Annotated in this window: 12 protein-coding genes and 1 riboswitch; of the genes, 5 read left to right on the top strand and 7 right to left on the bottom strand. The window is 59.6% G+C overall.

Going from position 1 to position 19,071, the window contains the following annotated elements; genetic code table 11:
- Positions 1–1,836: 1,836 nt before the first annotated feature.
- The 5 genes from mqnC to metA form a co-directional block, all read right to left on the bottom strand.
- The gene (gene mqnC / locus E6C55_RS20255; protein ID WP_136371636.1) at positions 1,837–2,976 is read right to left on the bottom strand and encodes a cyclic dehypoxanthinyl futalosine synthase; all 1,140 of its coding nucleotides are present in this window, start codon (positions 2,974–2,976) and stop codon (positions 1,837–1,839) included.
- 92 nt (positions 2,977–3,068) lie between these two features.
- A complete protein-coding gene (locus E6C55_RS20250; protein ID WP_136371635.1) occupies positions 3,069–4,439 on the bottom strand; it encodes an EAL domain-containing protein in 1,371 nt (456 codons plus the stop codon).
- Positions 4,440–4,533: 94 nt separating this feature from the next.
- A complete protein-coding gene (locus E6C55_RS20245) occupies positions 4,534–5,685 on the bottom strand; it encodes a trans-sulfuration enzyme family protein (RefSeq protein WP_136371634.1) in 1,152 nt (383 codons plus the stop codon).
- A 5-nt stretch (positions 5,686–5,690) separates the two neighbouring features.
- Positions 5,691–6,851 (bottom strand): PLP-dependent transferase, encoded by a 1,161-nt coding sequence (locus tag E6C55_RS20240; protein ID WP_136371633.1) that lies wholly within the window; start codon positions 6,849–6,851, stop codon positions 5,691–5,693.
- A gap of 61 nt (positions 6,852–6,912) precedes the next feature.
- Positions 6,913–7,830, bottom strand: a complete 918-nt coding sequence (gene metA, locus E6C55_RS20235) for a homoserine O-acetyltransferase MetA (protein WP_136371632.1) — start codon at positions 7,828–7,830, stop codon at positions 6,913–6,915.
- An 80-nt stretch (positions 7,831–7,910) separates the two neighbouring features.
- Positions 7,911–8,033: riboswitch (SAM riboswitch) on the bottom strand.
- A gap of 353 nt (positions 8,034–8,386) precedes the next feature.
- On the opposite strand from metA, the gene corA reads away from it, so the two are divergent.
- Positions 8,387–9,322 carry a magnesium/cobalt transporter CorA gene (corA, locus tag E6C55_RS20230; protein ID WP_136371631.1) on the top strand — a complete coding sequence of 312 codons (936 nt, stop codon included), beginning with the start codon at positions 8,387–8,389 and terminating at the stop codon, positions 9,320–9,322.
- Positions 9,323–9,419: 97 nt separating this feature from the next.
- Here the strand turns inward: corA and E6C55_RS20225 are convergent, their stop codons facing one another.
- Positions 9,420–10,433 carry an HRDC domain-containing protein gene (locus E6C55_RS20225; RefSeq protein ID WP_136371630.1) on the bottom strand — a complete coding sequence of 338 codons (1,014 nt, stop codon included), beginning with the start codon at positions 10,431–10,433 and terminating at the stop codon, positions 9,420–9,422.
- Positions 10,434–10,761: 328 nt separating this feature from the next.
- Between E6C55_RS20225 and E6C55_RS20220 the strand changes: the two genes are divergently transcribed.
- From E6C55_RS20220 to E6C55_RS20210, 4 genes are all read left to right on the top strand, one after another.
- Positions 10,762–11,892 carry a nitric oxide synthase oxygenase gene (locus tag E6C55_RS20220; RefSeq protein ID WP_136371629.1) on the top strand — a complete coding sequence of 377 codons (1,131 nt, stop codon included), beginning with the start codon at positions 10,762–10,764 and terminating at the stop codon, positions 11,890–11,892.
- A gap of 31 nt (positions 11,893–11,923) precedes the next feature.
- Positions 11,924–12,220 (top strand): DUF3055 domain-containing protein, encoded by a 297-nt coding sequence (locus tag E6C55_RS20215; RefSeq protein WP_136371628.1) that lies wholly within the window; start codon positions 11,924–11,926, stop codon positions 12,218–12,220.
- A 99-nt stretch (positions 12,221–12,319) separates the two neighbouring features.
- Positions 12,320–12,445, top strand: a complete 126-nt coding sequence (locus tag E6C55_RS35095; RefSeq protein WP_269145556.1) for a hypothetical protein — start codon at positions 12,320–12,322, stop codon at positions 12,443–12,445.
- Positions 12,446–12,476: 31 nt separating this feature from the next.
- Entirely contained in the window at positions 12,477–12,740 is a 264-nt protein-coding gene (locus E6C55_RS20210; RefSeq protein ID WP_136371627.1) for a hypothetical protein, read from the top strand.
- 616 nt (positions 12,741–13,356) lie between these two features.
- Here E6C55_RS20210 and E6C55_RS20205 read toward each other — a convergent pair.
- Positions 13,357–18,909, bottom strand: a complete 5,553-nt coding sequence (locus tag E6C55_RS20205) for an endo-1,4-beta-xylanase (protein ID WP_136371626.1) — start codon at positions 18,907–18,909, stop codon at positions 13,357–13,359.
- Positions 18,910–19,071 lie beyond the last annotated feature (162 nt).

The following is a 19,071-nucleotide window of genomic DNA, read 5'->3' as shown; positions in this document are numbered from 1 at the left end:
AACGACTCTGTTGCCAGCTTCGCTCCAAGACTCGCTATTGGTGGCGTGGCTTCGCCTTTTCCAAGCAGGGTTTCCACCTGCTAAGTTACTCAACCTATGCTCGGTCGCTCTGATTTTTCACATTCGTTGGCTGGTTTTCGCGCGGATCGAGCGGTTTTATATGGTTTAATACGAAAATTAACCTCCGCTAATGGCACATCGCCCTCGCCAACTGCCTCTTCGGAGCTCCGTTATACGGATTTCCCGTACATCTCCCTCTCCAACTGCCTCTCCAGAGCGTCGTTGTACGGATTTCCCGTACATCTCCCTCTCCAACTGCCTCTCAGAGCGTCGTTGTACGGATTTCCCACACATCTCCCTCTCCAACTGCCCCTTCGGAGCGTCGTTGTACGGTTTTCCCGTACATCTCCCTCTCCAACTGCCTCTTCAGAGCGTCGTTGTACGGTTTTCCCGCACATCCCCTCTCCAACTTCCTCTTCGGAGCGTCGTTGTACGGGTTCCCGGCACACTGTTCCTGGACACGGGTAAACTGGAGCGGCGATGGGCGTGGGAGGGACCGAGATGAGTTGCCATTACTCAAGTGCGGGCGTATGAGCTGGCATGGTGGGGGCAGATGAGTAACCACGACTCAACTGGAGTGGCGATGGGCGCGCGGAGGGTCCAAGATGAGTCGCCATTACTCAAGTGCGGGCGTATGAGCTGGCATGGTGGGGGCAGATGAGTAACCACGACTCAACTGGAGCGGCGATGAGCGCGCGGAGGGACCGAGGTGGGTCGCCATTACTCAAGTGCGGGCGTATGAGCTGGCATGGTGGGGGCAGATGAGTAACTCCACTAACTCTGCCCACCCAGCCTCTTCACAGCAGGTTTTTACAGCCACGAAGACTGCGTACGGAAAATTTTCATTGCAGGGATGACAACGATCCCTGTTGTCACAGAGGTTAATACGAAAATACGGGTTTCCCGCACCTCTCTCTCTCCCACCGCCTCTTCGGAGCCCCGTTACACGGGTTTCTCCACTAACTCCGCTCCTGCTGCCCTCCGCAGTTGGCTTTTCATCACTGCGAATGGCCTCATACGAAAAATTTTCATTGTAGGGGGTGACAACTGTCCTTGTTGTCATAGTTGTTTTTAGCATACATAGCGTACTTCGGTCCGGAATTGCCGCCATGTATGTGATTTTTCGCATAAAATCGGCCAAACGGCACGTTACGGAGCTTCGCCAATGTGATTTTTCGCATAAATTCCCGGCCATCACTGGTAACACGACCTCGCGGGCTCCCTCTCCGCCCTCAACCACCCCCACCAGACCAGACCACTTGTTCGAGCATGAATAGCCAATTTTTGAGCATTCAGCGTCTCGAGAACGACTGTTCGAGCGTGAATAGCCAATTTTTCAGCATTCAGCATCTTGGGAGCGACTGTTCGAGCGTGAATAGCTAATTTTTGAGCATTCAGCGTTTCGGGAACGACTGTTCGAGCGTGAATAGCCAATTTTTGAGCATTCAACGTCTCGGGAATGACTGTTCGAGCGTGAATAGCTAATTTTTGAGCATTCAGCGTCTCGGGAGCGGTTCGCCGCAACTCATCCGAAGCTTCACTCGGCTCAGGTTGCCGCTTCGTGCTTCCGGTGGAAGTTTACTCAGAAAAAAGCGCCCATCCCCCTTGTCCGCCGACTTGCCGGAAACAAAGGAAACAAGCGCTTGTTCTTGCCGCACTGTTAACGTTACTGTCATCGTCACTCGTACCGATACTCATACCCGATACGCTTACCGCACCTCGGGCCGCTCCCGTCCTTGCCCTTGCCGACACTTTTGCCGCCGCCGATCCCGTCCGTCAGTTCTGCATCACGAAGTCCTTCGCGACCTTCTCGTTCTCGTCGTCGAACACGCGGAGGACGTTGTACTGCGTGTCGCGCTGGGCGGGGATGCGTCCCGTCTCGCGGATCAGCTTCAGGCACAGCTCGATGTTGACCTTGTGAGTCGTGCCCGCCGCCGAGACGACGTTCTCTTCCATCATCGTGCTGCCGAAGTCGTTCGCGCCATACTGCAGCGACAGCTTGCCGACCTCCGGTCCCATCGTGACCCAGGAAGACTGGAAGTTCGAGATGTTGTCGAGCGCGATCCGGCTGATCGCCAGCGTCTTGAGGTATTCCTCCGGCGTCGCCTTCTCGCGCTTCATGTTCGTGTTGTCAGGTTGGAACGTCCACGGGATGAACGCCAGGAAGCCGCGGGAAGGATAGCCGTTCCGGAGGCACTCGTCCTGGGCATCGCGAATGCGGAGCAGGTGAAGCGCACGCTCCTCCATCGACTCCCCGAAGCCGATGACCATCGTTCCCGTCGTCGTCATGCCGACCCGGTGAGCCGTCGACATCACGTCGATCCAGTCGCGCCAAGAGCCCTTCAGGCGGCTGATCTTCCTGCGCGTCCGGTCGTCCAGAATCTCGGCTCCACCGCCCGGCAACGAATCAAGCCCGGCCTCGTGAATCTGGCGCACGACTTCCTCCAGCGAGAGACCGTCCGACACGTCGACCATCTTGCGAATCTCCGCCGGGGAGAACGAGTGCATCGTGATGTTCGGGAATCTCTCTTTGATCTTCTTAAGAAGATTCGTATAGTAAGAGAACGGCAGGTTCGGGTTCGTCCCGCCCTGCATCAGAATCTCGGTTCCTCCGACGTCTACCGTCTCCTGGATTTTCTGAAGGATGGCCTCGTCCGGCAGCACATAGCCTTGCTCCGAGCCCGGAGCCCGATAGAAGGCGCAGAAGCGGCAATACACATCGCAGATGTTCGTGTAGTTCACGTTCCGCCCGACGACGAACGTCGTGATCGGTTCCGGATGCCACTTGTTCATGATCTGATTGGCCGCATGGCCCATCTTCTCGACTTCGTCGCTCTCGAACAAGGCGATGATCTCTTCCTGCCCGAGCCGCTGCCCGCGAAGCGCCTGCTCCAAAATTCCATCGATGTTGCTCATGTTCCTTGCTCCTCTCCTGAACCGCTGGTCTGTTGCGTTCGCGAATAAACCGTCACAGCCTATCGTAGCATAAAAAGACCGCCGCAGTCACCTCAAGAGGCGACTTGATCGCGGCGGTACTGAATTCGTTCCTTCGTCTCCTGGAATACGTGCCGCTCATGCTCGTGCAGCAGCACGTTCGGCCTTGCGAAGTAATAGCCTTGCCCCATCCCGACGTTAAGCCGGAACAGCACGTCCGCTTCTTCCTCGCGTTCGACGCCTTCGGCCACAACCTCGCAGCTCATCTCCACGGCAGCCGTCACGATCGCCTTAAGCAGACTCTCCTTGACCGACATGCGATCGACGAACTGAATGACCGATCGGTCGATCTTGATCAGCTCCGGCGCCATCTCGCCGATCCATTGCAGGCTGGAATAGCCCGCCCCCATATCGTCGACGGCGAAGCGGAAGCCGTGACCGCGGAATTCGTTCAACACTTGGAGCATCGACTCGAAGTCTTCCACCTCGTGCCGCTCGGTAATCTCGAAGATAATCTGGTCCGGCGCGAGGCCCGGATGGCGGCCGAGGCATTCGAGGACATGCGATAGGAAAAGCGGGTGGTTAAGCGTCACGGCCGTCACATTCAGGAACACCGGCTCCCGAATCCGGCGGATCGACACCTCTTCGAGCGCGAACTTCACAACCATGAATTCGAGGCGGCTGAGCTGCTTCGTCTGGCTGGCGAACTTGAACAGCTCGTCGGGGCGATGGAAGATGCTCCCGGCCGGCCCTCGGGTCAGAATCTCCCAGCCGAACACATCCCCGTTCTTCAGGTTCATGATCGGTTGGGCGAGCACGGAGATATCGCAATCTTCCAGAATCTGCTCAAGCTGTCGCCGGGCGGCCAGCACCTGGGACGAGAGCTGTTCGGTCGAGAGGGCTTGGGCGAAGCGATACGATTCGCGGAGAAGATCCTCGCCGTCCATTCCTTCCTGATAGGAGGCGGACAGCGGAACGCAATTGCCGACAAGTTGAATGCGGCCCCGATGCTCCTTGGCGGAGCCGGCCTCGCGCTCGACGGCTTCCCGGAGCGATTCCAGCCGGCGAAGCAGCGAGGAAGGCACGAACTCGGCAGCGGACGGCTTCTCCCCGTTGATCAGCATAACGAAGTCAAGCGGTCCGAACTGGTCGATTCCGATCACCTCGGAATCGTCCCAGCGCTCCCGAACCAGGGAGGTTAAGCTATGTCTGGTCTCCAGCCGAAGAGTCGGCTGAAGCTCCTTCAAGCGGGACAGATAGGCTTCCGGACTGTCCCAGCGGAATAAAGCGAGATAACAGCAATCGCCGCGCTTCAAGTGCTTGTCCAGCATCGCCTGCACCGGCTTGCGAATCGTGAAGTCAGGCGGGAATATGCGCAGCGAACGGTCGGTCATAAGCAGTTTGGCACCGATAAGAAGTCGATTCAAGATATTCTGTACATTCACAACAGATCAGCCACCCTGTCTTCTTGTAACCGCATCGTAATTGTAACATGAATGAAAGAGCCCTGAATAGAATATCTTGACAATTTGTGCTTCTCTACAAGTCGAGCGCCTGCTCCAAATCGCGAATCAGATCGTCCGCGTCCTCAAGTCCGACCGAATAGCGGACGAGCCCGTCGGTGATTCCTCTCGCGAGGCGAACGTCGCGAGGCATCGCCGCGTGGGACATCATCGCCGGATAGCTCAGGATGCTCTCGACGGCGCCGAGGCTGACGGCCACGAGCGGCAGCTTCACCCGGCCCAGCATGCGCCGCGCCCGCTCCCCGCTTCCGACGTCGAAGGAGACAACCGCGCCGAAGCCCTTCGACTGCTTCGCGTGAACGTCGCCGCGCGGATGATCCGCAAGCCCCGGATAGTATACCTTCTCCACGCCGGGATGCGCCTGAAGCCATTGCGCAAGCTTGATCGCGCTCTGCTCGCTGGCTTCCATGCGAACCTTCAGCGTCTTCATGCCGCGCATAAGCAGCCAGCTCTCCTGCGCGCTGAGCACGGCTCCCAGGCCGTTCTGCAGTTGCTTCACCCGGCGGCCGAGCGACTCGTCCGCCGTGACGACCAGGCCGGCGAGCACGTCGCTGTGGCCGCCGAGGAACTTGGTCGCGCTATGGATGACGATATCGACGCCAAGCTCGATCGGACGCTGGTGATACGGAGTCATAAACGTATTGTCCAGCATCGTCAGCAGTCCCCGTTCCTTCGCCCAGGCCGCTATCTCTGCGATATCCGTGATTTTCAGCGTCGGGTTGGACGGGGTCTCCATGAACACCGCCTTCGTGTTCTCCTTAAGCGCCTGCTTGACCTGCTCGAAGTCGGTCATGTCCACGAAGGTGGAATCGATGTTCAGTCGGTTCAGCACCGTCGTCAGCAGCCGATACGTGCCGCCGTACACGTCTTCCGTTACGATGACGTGATCTCCCGCCGACAGCAGCAGGAATGCCGTCGAGATCGCCGCCATCCCCGAAGCGAACGCGAAGCCCCTGGACCCGCCCTCCAGAAGAGCGATGTATTCCTCAAGCGCTTCCCGCGTCGGGTTGCCCGAGCGGCTGTAGTCGTGAACCGGAGGGTTCTCCAGGTCGAAGTGATGGAAGGTCGACGCTTGGAAGATCGGCACGCTTGAGGCTCCGGTCTCCTTGTCGATCTCCTTGCCGAAGTGAATGAGCTTCGTCGAGAACTGCTTGTCGGATTGCGTCATGTTCGTTATACCCCCTCAATCTCTTGCAGCGCCGCGTCAATCGCCCCGCCCAGATCCGTTATCAAATCTTCGACATGCTCGATGCCGACGGAGAAGCGCAGCAGCCGGTCGTCGACGCCGACCTTCTTGCGAATGTCCTCCGGAATGTCCGCATGCGTCTGAATCGCCGGATAGGTGAGCAGAGACTCGACCCCGCCAAGGCTCTCCGCGAAGGCGATCAGCTTCAGATGGCGAAGAATCGGCTCGACGGTACGGGCATCCTTCATACGGAAGGAGAAAATCCCGGTGTTGCCCGACGATTGCTTCTTCTGCAGCTCATAGCCCGGATGATGCGGTAGCCCCGGGTGATACACTTCCTCGATCGCCGGATGCCCCTTGAGCCATTCCGCGATCTTGACGGAGTTGTACTCGTGCCGCTCCATGCGAAGGGCCAGCGTCTTCATCCCTCTCATCAGCATGAACGAATCCTGCGCCCCGAGTACCGCCCCGAGCGAGTTGTGCAGGAACGCCATCTGCTTGGTCAGCTCCTCGCCCTTGGTTACGATCAGCCCGGCGAGAACATCGTTGTGGCCGCCAAGGTACTTCGTCGCGCTGTGGATGACGATATCGGCGCCCAGCTCGATCGGCCGCTGCAGGAACGGCGTCAGCAGCGTGTTGTCCACGATAGTCAAGTACCCCTTCGACTTGGCCCAGGACGACACCTTCTCGAGATCCGTAATCATCATAAGCGGATTCGTCGGCGTCTCGATCAGCACGGCCTTCGTTCCCGGCGTACACAGCTTCTCCATCGCTTCGATGTCGTTCGTGTCCGCATAGGAAGCGGTAATGCCGAAGCGCGACAGAATCTGCTCCAGCAGCCGGTACGTGCCGCCGTACAGGTCCAGGGAGACGATGAGATGATCGCCTTGTCCGAACAGCGCGAAGATCGTCGTGAGGGCGGCCATGCCCGAGCTGCAAGCGAAGCCGCCGTCCCCACTCTCAAGCTCTGCCGCGGCCTGCTCGAGGACGGACCTCGTCGGACTCTTCGTGCGCGAATAATCGAAACCCGTGCTCTGCCCGAGACGGGGATGGCGGAATGCGGTCGAGAGATAGATCGGATAGTTGACGGCGCCGGTGCGCGGGTCCTCTTGCGAACCGATTTGAGCGAGACGGCTTTCAATGTTCATGAATCGAATCCTCCTGCACAAGGGGTAATGGGGGGCAAAACGGTTCGTCTGCGTACTGACTTCAGATGCCTGCGCCGAGATCGAACGGAGTCATCTGGTACACGTAGTAGTTCAGCCAATTGGAGAACAGCAGATTCGCGTGGGCTCTCCAACTGGACAGCGGCAGCTTCGTCGGGTCATTTCCCGGAAAATAATTCCGAGGAACGTCGATCCGGAGTCCTTTGGCGCGATCCCTGTCATACTCCCACTTGAGCGTGAGCGGATCGTATTCCGAATGGCCGGTCACGAAGATCTGGCGGCCGTCCCTCGTCGCCGCGAGATAGACGCCGGCCTCTTCGGATTCGGACAAAATCTCGAGCTCCGGCACGCGGGCGATATCCTCGCGCCGGGATTCGGTGTGACGGGATTGAGGAACGTAGAACAGTTCGTCGAAGCCTCTCAGAAGCGGAACGTTCCGCTTCTCGATCGTGTGCGGGAACACGCCGAACAGCTTGCTCGGCAGATCGACCTTCGGCACCCCGTAGTGATGGAACAGGCCTGCCTGCGCGCCCCAACAAATATGGAACGTGGAGGTGACGTTCTTCTTGCTCCAGTCCATGATCGTCTTCAGCTCTTCCCAATACGTCACTTCTTCGAACGGGAATTGCTCTACAGGCGCCCCCGTAATGATCATCCCGTCGAACCGCTGATGGGCGATCTCGTCGAATGTCTTGTAGAACGTCTCAAGATGCTCGGCAGACGTGTTCTTGGACGTGTGCGTCTTCGGATGGAGAAGCACCGCCTCCACTTGAAGCGGCGTATTCCCGATCAGTCGCAGCAACTGCGTCTCCGTCGTCTCCTTCGTCGGCATCAGATTCAGGATCGCAATGCGAAGCGGTCGAATATCCTGTCGATAAGCGACGCTCTCATCCATCACGAAGATGTTCTCTTCCGCCAGAATCTCTCTGGCCGGCAACGAATCCGGCACTTTAATCGGCATGACGATAACCCCTTTCCTTCTGTATCATGCAAAAAGACCCTTCCGATGAGAAGGGCCGCAACAAGTAAACGTACGCGCCTCTCTCATCTGTCAGCAACGCGACCCATTCGTCGCGCACCGCAAGAATTAGCACCGTGCGTCGAATGTCGACGCCGGTTGCCGGGCTTCATCGGGCTAGTCCCTCCGCCTGCTCTTGATAAGGATGGCAAATCTTATTCAGTTGAATTCCGAATTCGAAACTTCTTCTAATGTAAACCATAAAGACCGACCCCGTCAAGGAGCGGAATGCCCTGCAAAATGTCCTTGTAAGGGCCACGGGAGAAGATTATACTTATCACGAATTGCGCTTATTGCTTAATGAGAACGATAAAGGGGGGAGCCGGCCATGGAAGGGGATAATCCCGGGCGAAGTTGCACGTTAACGGGAATAGAAGCAGGACGACAAGTTGCCGTTTGGCGCTCGGATGAAGCCGGCTCTCCGCCGACTTATATAGAGGGATAATGCCGAGCGGACGTACGCCCTGCATGATTTATCATGCGAAGGAGCGGATTCCATATGAAGATTCGGCTGGTTAACAAAGGCGTCTTCACGCCGATCGAAGACATTACGACGACACTGCTTCCGCCGGAGCAAGGATTTTACTGGATCGACGCCGATGTCGAAGAACTGCTCTCGCTCCAGCCTCTGTTCGGCATTCACGATCTCGCCGTGGAGGACTGCTTAACCGAAGAGGAGCAGCGCCCGAAGCTTGAAGTGTACGAAAGCCATTATTTTATCGTGATCAACAGCATCCGATTCGACGATGAGGAGATCTTCCTGAGGGCGCTCAACATGTTCCTCGGCCGCCATTATCTGATAACGGTCACTCGCCAGAAGATCAACGAGCTGCGAACGATCAAGCCGATTCTGTGGGAGCAGGAGGTCGACAGCGCCGACCGGCTGTTGTACCACCTCGTCGACAGCGTTGTCGACAACTACTTCCTCGTCGGCGACCGAATCGAAGCGAGAATCGAGAGCCTTGAGGAAGACATCCTCATGCACACGAAGAAGTCCCATCTCACCGAGATCATCGGTCTGCGAAGCGAGATTCTGTGGCTGAAGAAGGTGCTCGGTCCGCAGCGCGACGTGATCGGAGCGCTCAACAAGAAGGAATTGAAGCTGTTCGACGTGCAGTTGCAGAAGTACTTCGGCGACATTCACGAGAACGCGGTGAAGATTACCGAAACATTCGAGACGTACCGCGACCTCATGGCGAACTTGCGAGAAGCTTACCAGTCGAGCGTCGCGAACCGGGCGAACGAGATCATGCGGGTGTTCACCGCGCTGACGACGATCTTCATGCCCCTCACCTTCATTACGGGCATCTACGGGATGAACTTCGACTTCATTCCGGGCATGCACGACCGGTACGGGTCCATCGTTCTTCTGTTCATTATGGCCGCGCTCGGCTTCGGCATGTTCTACGTCTTCCGCAAGAAGGATTGGCTGTGATATTGGCAACGGCGAATTCGGATCGCGGGTCGGACCGAATGCAGTGTCATTAGCGCCCCTCAGGCGCCCGCGAAGGGCGTCCGAGGGGCGCTCTTCATTACGAGACGGCGGACTTCGCTCCGCTGCGGCGGAAGCGGATGCGAATCATCCGCAGCTTCTCATACTGGCGCTCCGCCTGCCCGGCCGCTCCGGAGGGGGCCCCGTCCGCAGCGTACAAACGCTGGTATATCGGCTTCAGATAACGATCTCCGAGCTCCTGCATCGCGGTCTCGACCTGGTCGATCTCCTCGGCCGCAACCTCGGCCAGCTCGCGGGCAACGAGCGGCAGCACGTCGTACCCTTCCTCGTCCAACCGATCGATTCTCTCCACGAGCATTCGGCGCGGAATGCCCAGCTCCTTCTCCAGCTCGGCGATCGAGCTGCCTTGGCGAATGCCGGTCAGCAGCTTCTTCTTCTCCTGCACAAGCGATATGTCCTTCCCGTACTTCTCCTCCTTCTGAAGGAACAGCCACGCGGCGAGCTGATCTTCCGTCACGGCCTCCTCCACCCATTGGAGCGGGAAGGAGTGGTCTCTTGGCATGGCCGCCGCTTGCTCGAGCAGCTCGGGCCCGTACTTCTCCACCTTCAGCTTGCCGAAGCCGGGAAGCTGCTCGAGCTCTTCAAGCGTTCTTGGCACGAAGACGGCGATCAGCCGCAGCTCGCGATTCGTCGCGACCAAGTATGCGGAGCGCTTCTCCTCCGCCGCCTTCGCCCTGCGCCACTGGCGAAGCGGAGCGATCAGCTCCTCCGTTCCGAGCCGGTCGGCATAGCATTGAAGCACGGACGCGAATTGCTGGCGCCGCTCCCAGAACGGAGAGTCCTCCAGCATGCCGTCCAGCAGCGGGCGGAAGCCCAGCTTCATCTGCCCTGCGACCCCATAGCGGAACGAGGCGAGCAATTCCTCCCAGCTCGTCCCTTCGTACCAGGTCATTCGGCCGTCTTCCCCCTGGTCCGGAATCGAATGCCATCCGACGCTCCAGATGCCTTGGTATTCGCCGATGAACACTTGGCCTCTCTCCACTTCGGACTTGCCAAGCGCCCGCTCGAAACGATTCAGAAATACGATCTCCATGCTTGCTTCCTCCCCGGCGCTTCTCGCGCGATATGGTCAGGTCCGACGCTTCCGAGGCGAGGGCTGACGAACGGGAGGATCACGGTCCCCGAACGACAAGAAAGCACCCCTCCGCACTTGGCGGTGAGGTGCTTCCTCATCACGACGACTCGAACCTTGTAGTACCAGATTAGCAGATCAGGATGGTTTTGGCAATAGGGACGGGAACATTTGTTTCGTTGTCGTCACAGGATATTCTTTTGCCCAAGGATGGCGCCTGTGGTACTGTTAATTCATACATCGAAGGACGTCAGCCGCAGGCCCGTCGCGGAAAGGCAGGCACAACAAGATGCAGCATATCGGAAGCAGATGCCCCTTCTCGGGAGCGCTGCACTCGGAAGCGGAGAACTTCGTCCGCGGCAGCCGCGGGGAGCTGGGCCAACAGGCTTCCGAGATTGCGGCTCGAGTAGAAGAAGTAGGCCGGGAGCTCGACGAACGAGGCCGTTACGACCACACGTCCGAAGAGCTGATTCACGGGGCCAAAATGGCATGGAGAAACGCGAATCGCTGCATCGGCAGATTGTTCTGGAATCGGATGCGCGTGTTCGACGAGCGGGGCTGCGAGACGGAGGAGCAGGTGTTCAAGGCGCTGCTGCGGCACTTGGAATTCGCCACCAACGGAGGCGAGATCCGTCCGTCCATTACGATCTTCAAGCCGGCTCTTCCCGGCGAGCCCGACCCGGTGCGCATCTGGAACCACCAGTTGATCCGCTATGCCGGCTACGAGACGGAGGACGGCATTGCCGGGGACCCGGCTTCGCTAGCCTTCACGAAGGTGTGCCTGGCGCTGGGCTGGCGGGGAGAAGGCACACCGTTCGACGTGTTGCCGCTCGTCATTCAGGTGAACGGAGGTTCGCCCCGCTGGTTCCGCATTCCGCCCGAGCTCGTGCTCGAAGTGCCTCTGTCCCATCCGTCGGCCGATCTGTTCGGCTCCTTCCCGGCGAAGTGGTATGCGGTGCCGATCATCTCGGACATGGCGCTCGAGATCGGGGGCATCCGCTATCCGGCGGCGCCGTTCAACGGCTGGTACATGGAGACCGAGATCGGGGCGCGCAATCTCGCCGACGAATCCCGCTACAACCTGATTCCGCTCGTCGCCCGGCAGCTTGGCCTGGATATGAGCAGCAATTCGACGCTGTGGAAGGACCGGGCGCTCGTCGAGCTGAACGTGGCCGTGCTCCATTCGTTCCGCGAAGCGGGAGTGAGCATCGTCGACCATCATACGGCGGCGCAGCAATTCCGAATGTTCGAGCGCAACGAAGAGAAAGCGGGGCGTGAGGTGACCGGAAGATGGTCGTGGCTGATCCCTCCTCTGTCTCCTGCTCTCACTTCTATTTTCCACAGCAGTTATGCCGACACAACCGTTCTGCCCGGCTTCCTCGCTCAGGAGAGGCCTTACGCTTCCGGCGTTGACGGGTAGAGCGGCGATTCCATTCGAGGAGGACTTCCGCATGCACCTCAAGGATTACGACTTCCTGTCCGACAGCACCGAGATGACCTCGACCCGCTTCGTGACCTTCATCACGCCCGGGCTGCACCGATTCGACCTCGCAATCGTCACGACGAGCCGCTTCTACGGCAAGAAGCTGGTCATCGACATGCAGTCCGGACGCAGCGGCGTGCTGGCCGCGGACGATCTGGAGGAAGATGGCGTGATCGAGTCCGTCTTCCGCGTGGACGAGGAGGCGGCGGCCGAGCTGAGCGCGTTCCTGCACCTGGTGCTGGGGGACGTTCACTTCACCGATTAGTCTGGTCTGGGCAAAAGTCCCCCGCTATGTAGGCTAACAACGCGGGTTGACGGGCGCAAGCGAGGGGCGGCGGCGAGGAAAAGCGAAAACGAGCAGCGAATGGCGACAATTGGCGGAGAGCGGCTGCGGCGGGCGAACGATCGAAGCGGCACGGCGGAAGCTCCGCCGCTGCGGCGTGGGTCCGCTTGCGCGAAGAGTGGCGACGAGCCGGGCGGGGCAACCTAATTCGGACAAACAGCACGAAGGAGGTTGTTCCATGCCTTGGTTCCGACGCGACAAGCGGTCGTATGACGAGGAGCTCGACACCGTCCGGTCGCAGCGCAGCGAGCTCGTTCCCGAGGAGTTCCCCGAAGGTCCGTACGGGATGGAGCTTGGCGCCGGCGAGTCCGGTTCCGGGGAGATCGCGCCGCGAACGGACGACGCGCATCCGCTGAGCGCGTTCACCTACGAGAACCGGGAGCTGCACGCCGGCCTCGAGCGCGAATACCCCGGCGACCATCCGACTCACAGCGAGCAATAGGCGCGACTCCTCTCAAGTGGCCACAGGCGCGTGGAGGCTCAGCTAAACAATAGTTACTTAAGTGCTGATGTTCGTGCCGGTATGATGGGTGCATGGGTGCAGTTGAGTCACCACGACTCATCTTGGGGCTCCATGCGGCGATGCTTGGGGCTAGTTGAGTAACCATTACTCATCTGGAGGCTCTATGCGTCGCTGTTCAGGGACGGTTGAGTCACCACGACTCATCTTGGGGCACCATGCGGCGATGCTTGGGGCTAGTTGAGTCACCACGACTCATCTGGTGGCTCTATGCGGTGCTGTTCGGGGACCGTTGAGTCACCACGACTCATCTTGGGGCTCCATGCGACGCTGTTTGGGGCTAGTTGAGTAACCACAACTCATCTTGGGGCATCATGCGGCGATGCTTGGGGACGGTTGAGCAGCTCGAAGCCATTCTTCTCAATAGAACAAGCCCAAAACGGCCGACTCCCATCAGGAGCGGCCGTTTTGGGCTTGTTTGAGCGTGCTTGCGCGCTTGCGACCTTGCATTCATTCCTGCGTGTCTTGCGCGCTTGCACGCTTTCATGTGTGTCTTACGCGCTTTGCACGAATTCGTGCGTGCAGGCGCTCGCCGCCCTTATTCGATCGCCTGCAGCAGACGATCGAGCATGACCGCCGCCTGCGCGCGGTCGGCGCTTGCGAGCGGCGCGAAGCTGCCGTCCGGCAAGCCGGTCACGACGCCGGCCGCAGCCAGCGCCGCTGCCGCCTCTTGCGCATAGCCGGCGATCGAGGAGCCGTCGCCGAAGGCAACGGTCTCGCCGGTTGGCGCAAGTCCCAAGCCGGCTGCGTTCAAGGCGCGGTAGAGCATGACGGCCATATCCTGCCGCGTGATCTCGTCCTCCACGCCGAACGTGCCGTCAGGCTTGCCTTGCACAATGCCAAGGCTTTGCGCCGTCGCTATCGCCTCAACATACCAGGCGCCTGCCTTGACGTCTTTGAACTCAACCGCCGTCCCCGACGCGGCCTGCAGATCGAACGCACGGACGAGCAACTGCGCGAACTCGGCTCTCGTTACTTTTGCCCCTGGGGCGTAGGCAGTGTCGGACACTCCCTTCACGATGCCGCGGGCCGCCAGCCCCACAATGCTGTCGCTCGCCCAAGCCGCACGATCCAAATCCGTGAAGCCAACGGCTGCCGTCGCTACAGCATACTGACTGAAGTGGCCGGTCCTGAAACTTACGGTGCCGGTCGCGGCATCGTAGCGTCCGTTCTTCACGACCTCCGCCTGCCCGGACTCCGAGACATAGTAGACTACAACCTGCGGCGCGCGGGCTCCCGAAGGCAGCGTGTACGGAAGATCGATCCGAACCGTGCGATTGTCGCCGAAGCTTCCGACCGTCTTGCCGTCGACGCTCAGAGCAAAGTCATAGACGGCTGCTCCTCCGAGAGCTGCTCCTGACAACACCGGCAACGAGGAAGCATCCACGCGGCTGACCGTTACTTCCGCGTCATCCGTGCCCGTGCCGATGAGCAGCTCGATCGGAAGGATCAGCTTGGCGAGCCCGCTGCCGATCGCAATCGTCTTGGCCCCCGCCTTGGCGGCCGCCTTCAGCTCCTCCGCCGGCAGCTTGGCGACAACCGACTTGATATCGGCCGGAACCGGAATGTCGAACGAGAGGAGACCGTCCTTTGCCTTGTTCAGCGCAGCCTTGAACGCCTCCGCTCCGACGGTCGCCGTCGCCTTCCCGTTCCCGTCCGTCTTGACCGCGATCGGATCGGTCGAGGCCGGATTCGTCGCGCTCGGGGAAGTTCCCGGGCTCGTGCCCGGATCGGTGCCGGGATTCGTCGTCGTATCGCTGTCCTTCAGCTCCAGGACGCCGAACCGGGACGTGTTCATGTACGATTGACCGGTCGGGTCGCTCCAGATGAAGACGCTGTCGCGCGTTCCGCCGTTCTGGTCGTTGTTGACCTGCAGATCGAAGCCGATCAGCGTTCCGGCAACCGGTGCAATCGTATCGAGCGCAATCGCCGCCTCGACGATGTAGCCGCCGTCGGTCAGCTTCGTCGCGGACGTATAATTGCTCTGGCTGGCATGGCCGCCGACGGACTTCACGTTCTTGTAATTGATGCGGTATTGCCCGTCGTCCTCCTCGTAGCTGCTCGTCTTGCCGTTGTTCTGGTCGACAAAAATCTCCACCGAATCCTGTTCCCACGCGTTCGAGATCGCATCGCTCAGCATGCTGTCGGTCACGACGGCGTACACGTACAGGTACTGCGAATCCCACAGCGCGCGGAATTCGGCCTTCGCCTCTGCGCCTCCGCTCTGCTCAACAACGACATCCGTCGTGTAAGTCGGCGCATCGGCCCAGACTCCGTCCAGCTCGCCGTCCACTTCAGGCGTCCCGCGAAGGGCGATGCCCAGCTTGACCGCGTCAATATACGTCAGCGTTCCGTACCCTTCGCTGTCGCTGTCCTGGGCGCTGCGCGGATCGCTCCAGGAGACGATGACGCCGTTGCCGCCTTGCTCGGAGCCGTCATTGATTCCTTGGTCGGTGATCCGAACGTCGAATTTGACTTGCCGGCCGAGCGTTCCTTCAAGCGGAACGGCCGTCTCCAGCACGTACCCGCCCGTCGTCTCGGAGGTTGCTGCCGCTCCCCTTGCGAAGGTGCTTTTGACCATATTGCCGTCATCTACGAACAGCTCGATCTGATCGGTAGCGGTCACCGTCGCATCCGACACGGCAACCCGCACGTACAGATAGCTCTCGTCCCACAGCGTCTTCACCGAAGCTGCAAGCGTTCCGCTCGCCTCGGTGCTAATCGCAGGAACGGTATTCCAGACAGTGTCGGATGCGCCGGTCGGCGTTCCCTTGGCTGTCGTCGCCGCCTTCGGCGAGATCGGCAGCATGGACGGGCTGAGCGTCTTGACCGCTTCGACCATGCCCCAGTACGCATATTTGGCCTGATGACGATAGTCGAACGGGAACGGGGCGTCCGTACGCGGATTGCTCGACATATTCGTCAGCCACGTATGATCGTCGGAGATGCCCCACAACGTCACATTGCTGATCCAGCCCTCCGGATTGGCCTCCGTCCGACCGAGCTCGTCGAGGCGCACAAGCTCCTTGAACAGCTCCTTGTACCGGTAGCCCTGCTTGACCAGAATCGCTTCGGGAATCTCTCCCTCGTCGTACTTCGTCCCGCTGTCCGTATAGACGGACACGTCCAGCTCGGTGATCTGGTTGTCGAAGCCGGCCTCCCCGAACTTGCGAATCGAATCGGATATCTGCTGAATGGAAGGTCCGCTGATATTGATATGCGTCTGATGGCCGACGCCGTCGATCGGCACGCCTTCACCCTTCAAGCTTGTAACCAAATTGTACAGAAAATCGCGTTTCTTCGGGTCATGGGTATTGTAGTCGTTGATGTACAGCTTGGCGTCCGGCAATTCCTCGTGTGCAACCTCGAATGCCGTCTTGATGAAGTCCGTGCCGGTAAGCCGGTACCACTCGCTTCTCCGCATGCCGTCCGCCTGGCCTTCGTCGATAACCTCGTTGACGACATCCACCGATTGAATATCGACGCCCAGCGTCTTCATATGCCCCGCAACGGTGCGAATGTACGTCTCCAGGCGCTCCAGCACGAGCTCCTTGTTCTCTTCCGTTGCAGCGAGAGCTTCGCCCGAAGAGTCCTTGAACATCCATTCGGCCGCCTGGGAATGCCAGGCGAGCGTGTGCAGCCGCAGGTCAAGCTCATTCTCCTTGGCGTAATTCGCCACCTTGTCCGCGGCCGTCCAGTTCCAGACGTCCTCTGACGGGTTAAGCGAGCCCGGCTTCATGGAGTTCTCGGAGACGAGCGAATTGTAATGAAGGTCGAGCAGGTCCTTCGCGCTGCCTTCGATCTGCGCCTGCTCGACGGCCGCGCCGATCTTGAAGTAGTCGGCATACAGCTCCTTCAATTGATCCAGATCCGTCTGCGCCGGCAGCGGTCCTTCGACCGCCTCGTCATAAGCCAACACGAAGTCGTCCAGATAGAACGAACGAGCCTCGTCAGGAGCGTTGGCCGCTTCCACGTACACCTTCAGCACAGTCGGAGCCGCCGACAGCGTGAATGTGCCGCTAAGCTGCGTCCAGCCGTCCGAGGTCACCGTTGCGTTCGCGGATACGTTCGTGAACGTGCTGTCCCCGGACTGCACCGAGATGCGCAGGATGGTCGAAGCTTGCCCCTCCGCCATGCGAACCCACCCGGACAGGGTGATCTTGTTGCCGGCGTGCATGCCGCCGAGAATGTCCAGAATAGGGCCGTCGTACTGCTGTGAGACGGTCGTCAGCAAGCTGTATTGACCGCCGTCCGTATGGTTCGCCGCATCGCTGATCGCCACATCGCTGCTGCCGAACCGGCGCGTCCAATTGCCGATTCCGTTCTCGAAGTCCTCCGTGAAGCCGTCCGGCGTTACGTCCGTGAGCACAACCTCATCGATGTAGATATCGGCCGTCGAGGTGGACGAGCTCGACGATTCCAACCAGATCGTCACCGCCGTCGCGTCCTCCGGCACTTCGTAGCCTTCGAGCGCGAACGTGGTCCAGCCGTCGGCCGTGACCGTCTGGTTGCCGACAAGCCAAGGATACTTGTTGTCCAGGGATGCCGCTTCCACGTTGGAGCCGAGATGCAGCTCATCCGTTCCTTCGCCAAGCCGCACCTTCAACGACAGATCGTAGGTGCGTCCCGGAAGCATGAGGCCGGTCATGCTCTTCAGCACGCTGCTGGCTCGCGAGTCCCGACCGCTGAACTTGAGCGACTTCGTCCCTTCAGACGCCACATCGGACGAGACGCTCACCGCGCCCTCGCCGGCCCAGCTCATATTCTCCCAGCCGCCTGTCAGATCGTCCTCGAAGCTCTGCGACAGCACGACATTGCCCGAGCTTGTCCTCGCATCGCTCGGAGCAGGTCCTCCGATCTTCGCGGCGAATGTTGCCAATGTGTCGGCAACGACCATCATCTGCCGGCCAAGCCCATACTTGTCTTCCGCAGGCGTCGTGATGCTGCCGCCCACCTTGAAGGCGAACTCGATGCCCGCTTCCTCGGCCGCCGCCGCGACATCCGCGTTGTAAGCTCCATAGGGGTAAGCGAGCAGCGCAGACTGCTTGCCTGTTACTCCCTCCAGAAAGTCGCCGGCGGCGACGATGTCATCACGCGCAGCCTCATCCTCCATCGTTGTCAGGTCGGTGTGCGTCTTTGTATGATTTTCCAAGTCGAGGTTGGGATCGTCCGCGAGCGTCTGCAACTGCTGCAGCGTCATCCCGTACTTGTTCTCGCCGATCCAATCGGACACGATGAACAGCGTCGCCTTCATGCCGTACTGCTGCAGCACCGGCCACGCGTTCGTGTAGAAGTCCGGCGTGCCGTCGTCGAACGTGAGCAGAATCGGGTTATCCGGTGCCTCCGCCTCGCCGTTCATAATATCGGCGTATTCGTTCGCGGACAGCGTCGTGTAGCCGTTATCGTCCAGGTACTTCATCTGCGTGGCGAACATGGCGGCGCTCACCTGGTAGTCGTTGCCCGACTCCAGCGTCTGGTTCACCTTGTGGTACACGACGACCGGCACCTTAACGACCGGGTCCGATTCCGTATCGGGCAGCGCAACGAGCTTCACCGCGAACGTATCGACATAATAATCGACCGTTGCGCTCGTCGAAGATTGCACATAAATCTGGAAGCCGGTCGCATCCGATTCGAGCGTCAGTTCCCCCTGCAGCTTGACCCAGGCATCGGCCGTGACAGAAGCGTTGGCGACCCAGGCATACTGCTTGCTGGTATCCGCCGCGTTCTGCTGATTGATCGTCAGCACAAGCGTCTCCGCCCCGGTCGTTCCTTCCTTCAGCTTCGCGTAAATCGAGAAATCGTACGTCGCGCCCGGAACAAGCTCGTTCGCGCTCACGCCCGGACCGTTCCAGTCCGACGTTCGTCCTGTCGTCAGCAGGCTTCCCGCTCCGCTCTGCGCGGTCGTTGTCGCCTGCGCTACCGTCTCGGTGCCCCGCTTGAACCAATTGTCCGTGCCGCTGTCGAAGCTTGCGCTCATGACCGTATCCCCGGTCTCCGCCGCATCCGCCTCCCGCGCTCCCCAAGCGGCGGGCACGACAAGCGCTGCGCTAAGCAGCAAGGCGATGACGGCCTTCATCCTTCTCCGCATCTCTCTACTCCTCCCTGATGCCAGATAATAGATTCACGAATTTGCTTCCGCCCATTTGTAAGCGCTTCACCAAATTCGTATTGCTCCCTATTATGAAGGCTTCGGAAGGCAAGCTAAACCTGACAAACTATGGTTTGTTCCCTAGAAATTATAGCATTGCAG

The sequence above is a fragment of the Cohnella fermenti genome, from assembly GCF_004801405.1.
GTDB classification, from domain to species: domain Bacteria; phylum Bacillota; class Bacilli; order Paenibacillales; family Paenibacillaceae; genus Cohnella; species Cohnella fermenti.
This window is presented reverse-complemented; position numbering and strand designations above follow the sequence as displayed.

Bases quoted from the DNA above. Each gene is read 5' to 3' on its own strand.
- mqnC (WP_136371636.1), bottom strand. From the start codon at position 2,976: ATGAGCAACATCGATGGAATTTTGGAGCAGGCGCTTCGCGGGCAGCGG.
- E6C55_RS20245 (WP_136371634.1), bottom strand. From the start codon at position 5,685: ATGACGCAATCCGACAAGCAGTTCTCGACGAAGCTCATTCACTTCGGC.
- E6C55_RS20240 (WP_136371633.1), bottom strand. From the start codon at position 6,851: ATGAACATTGAAAGCCGTCTCGCTCAAATCGGTTCGCAAGAGGACCCG.
- metA (WP_136371632.1), bottom strand. From the start codon at position 7,830: ATGCCGATTAAAGTGCCGGATTCGTTGCCGGCCAGAGAGATTCTGGCG.
- corA (WP_136371631.1), top strand. From the start codon at position 8,387: ATGAAGATTCGGCTGGTTAACAAAGGCGTCTTCACGCCGATCGAAGAC.
- E6C55_RS20225 (WP_136371630.1), bottom strand. From the start codon at position 10,433: ATGGAGATCGTATTTCTGAATCGTTTCGAGCGGGCGCTTGGCAAGTCC.
- E6C55_RS20220 (WP_136371629.1), top strand. From the start codon at position 10,762: ATGCAGCATATCGGAAGCAGATGCCCCTTCTCGGGAGCGCTGCACTCG.
- E6C55_RS20215 (WP_136371628.1), top strand. From the start codon at position 11,924: ATGCACCTCAAGGATTACGACTTCCTGTCCGACAGCACCGAGATGACC.
- E6C55_RS35095 (WP_269145556.1), top strand. From the start codon at position 12,320: ATGGCGACAATTGGCGGAGAGCGGCTGCGGCGGGCGAACGATCGAAGC.
- E6C55_RS20210 (WP_136371627.1), top strand. From the start codon at position 12,477: ATGCCTTGGTTCCGACGCGACAAGCGGTCGTATGACGAGGAGCTCGAC.
- E6C55_RS20205 (WP_136371626.1), bottom strand. From the start codon at position 18,909: ATGCGGAGAAGGATGAAGGCCGTCATCGCCTTGCTGCTTAGCGCAGCG.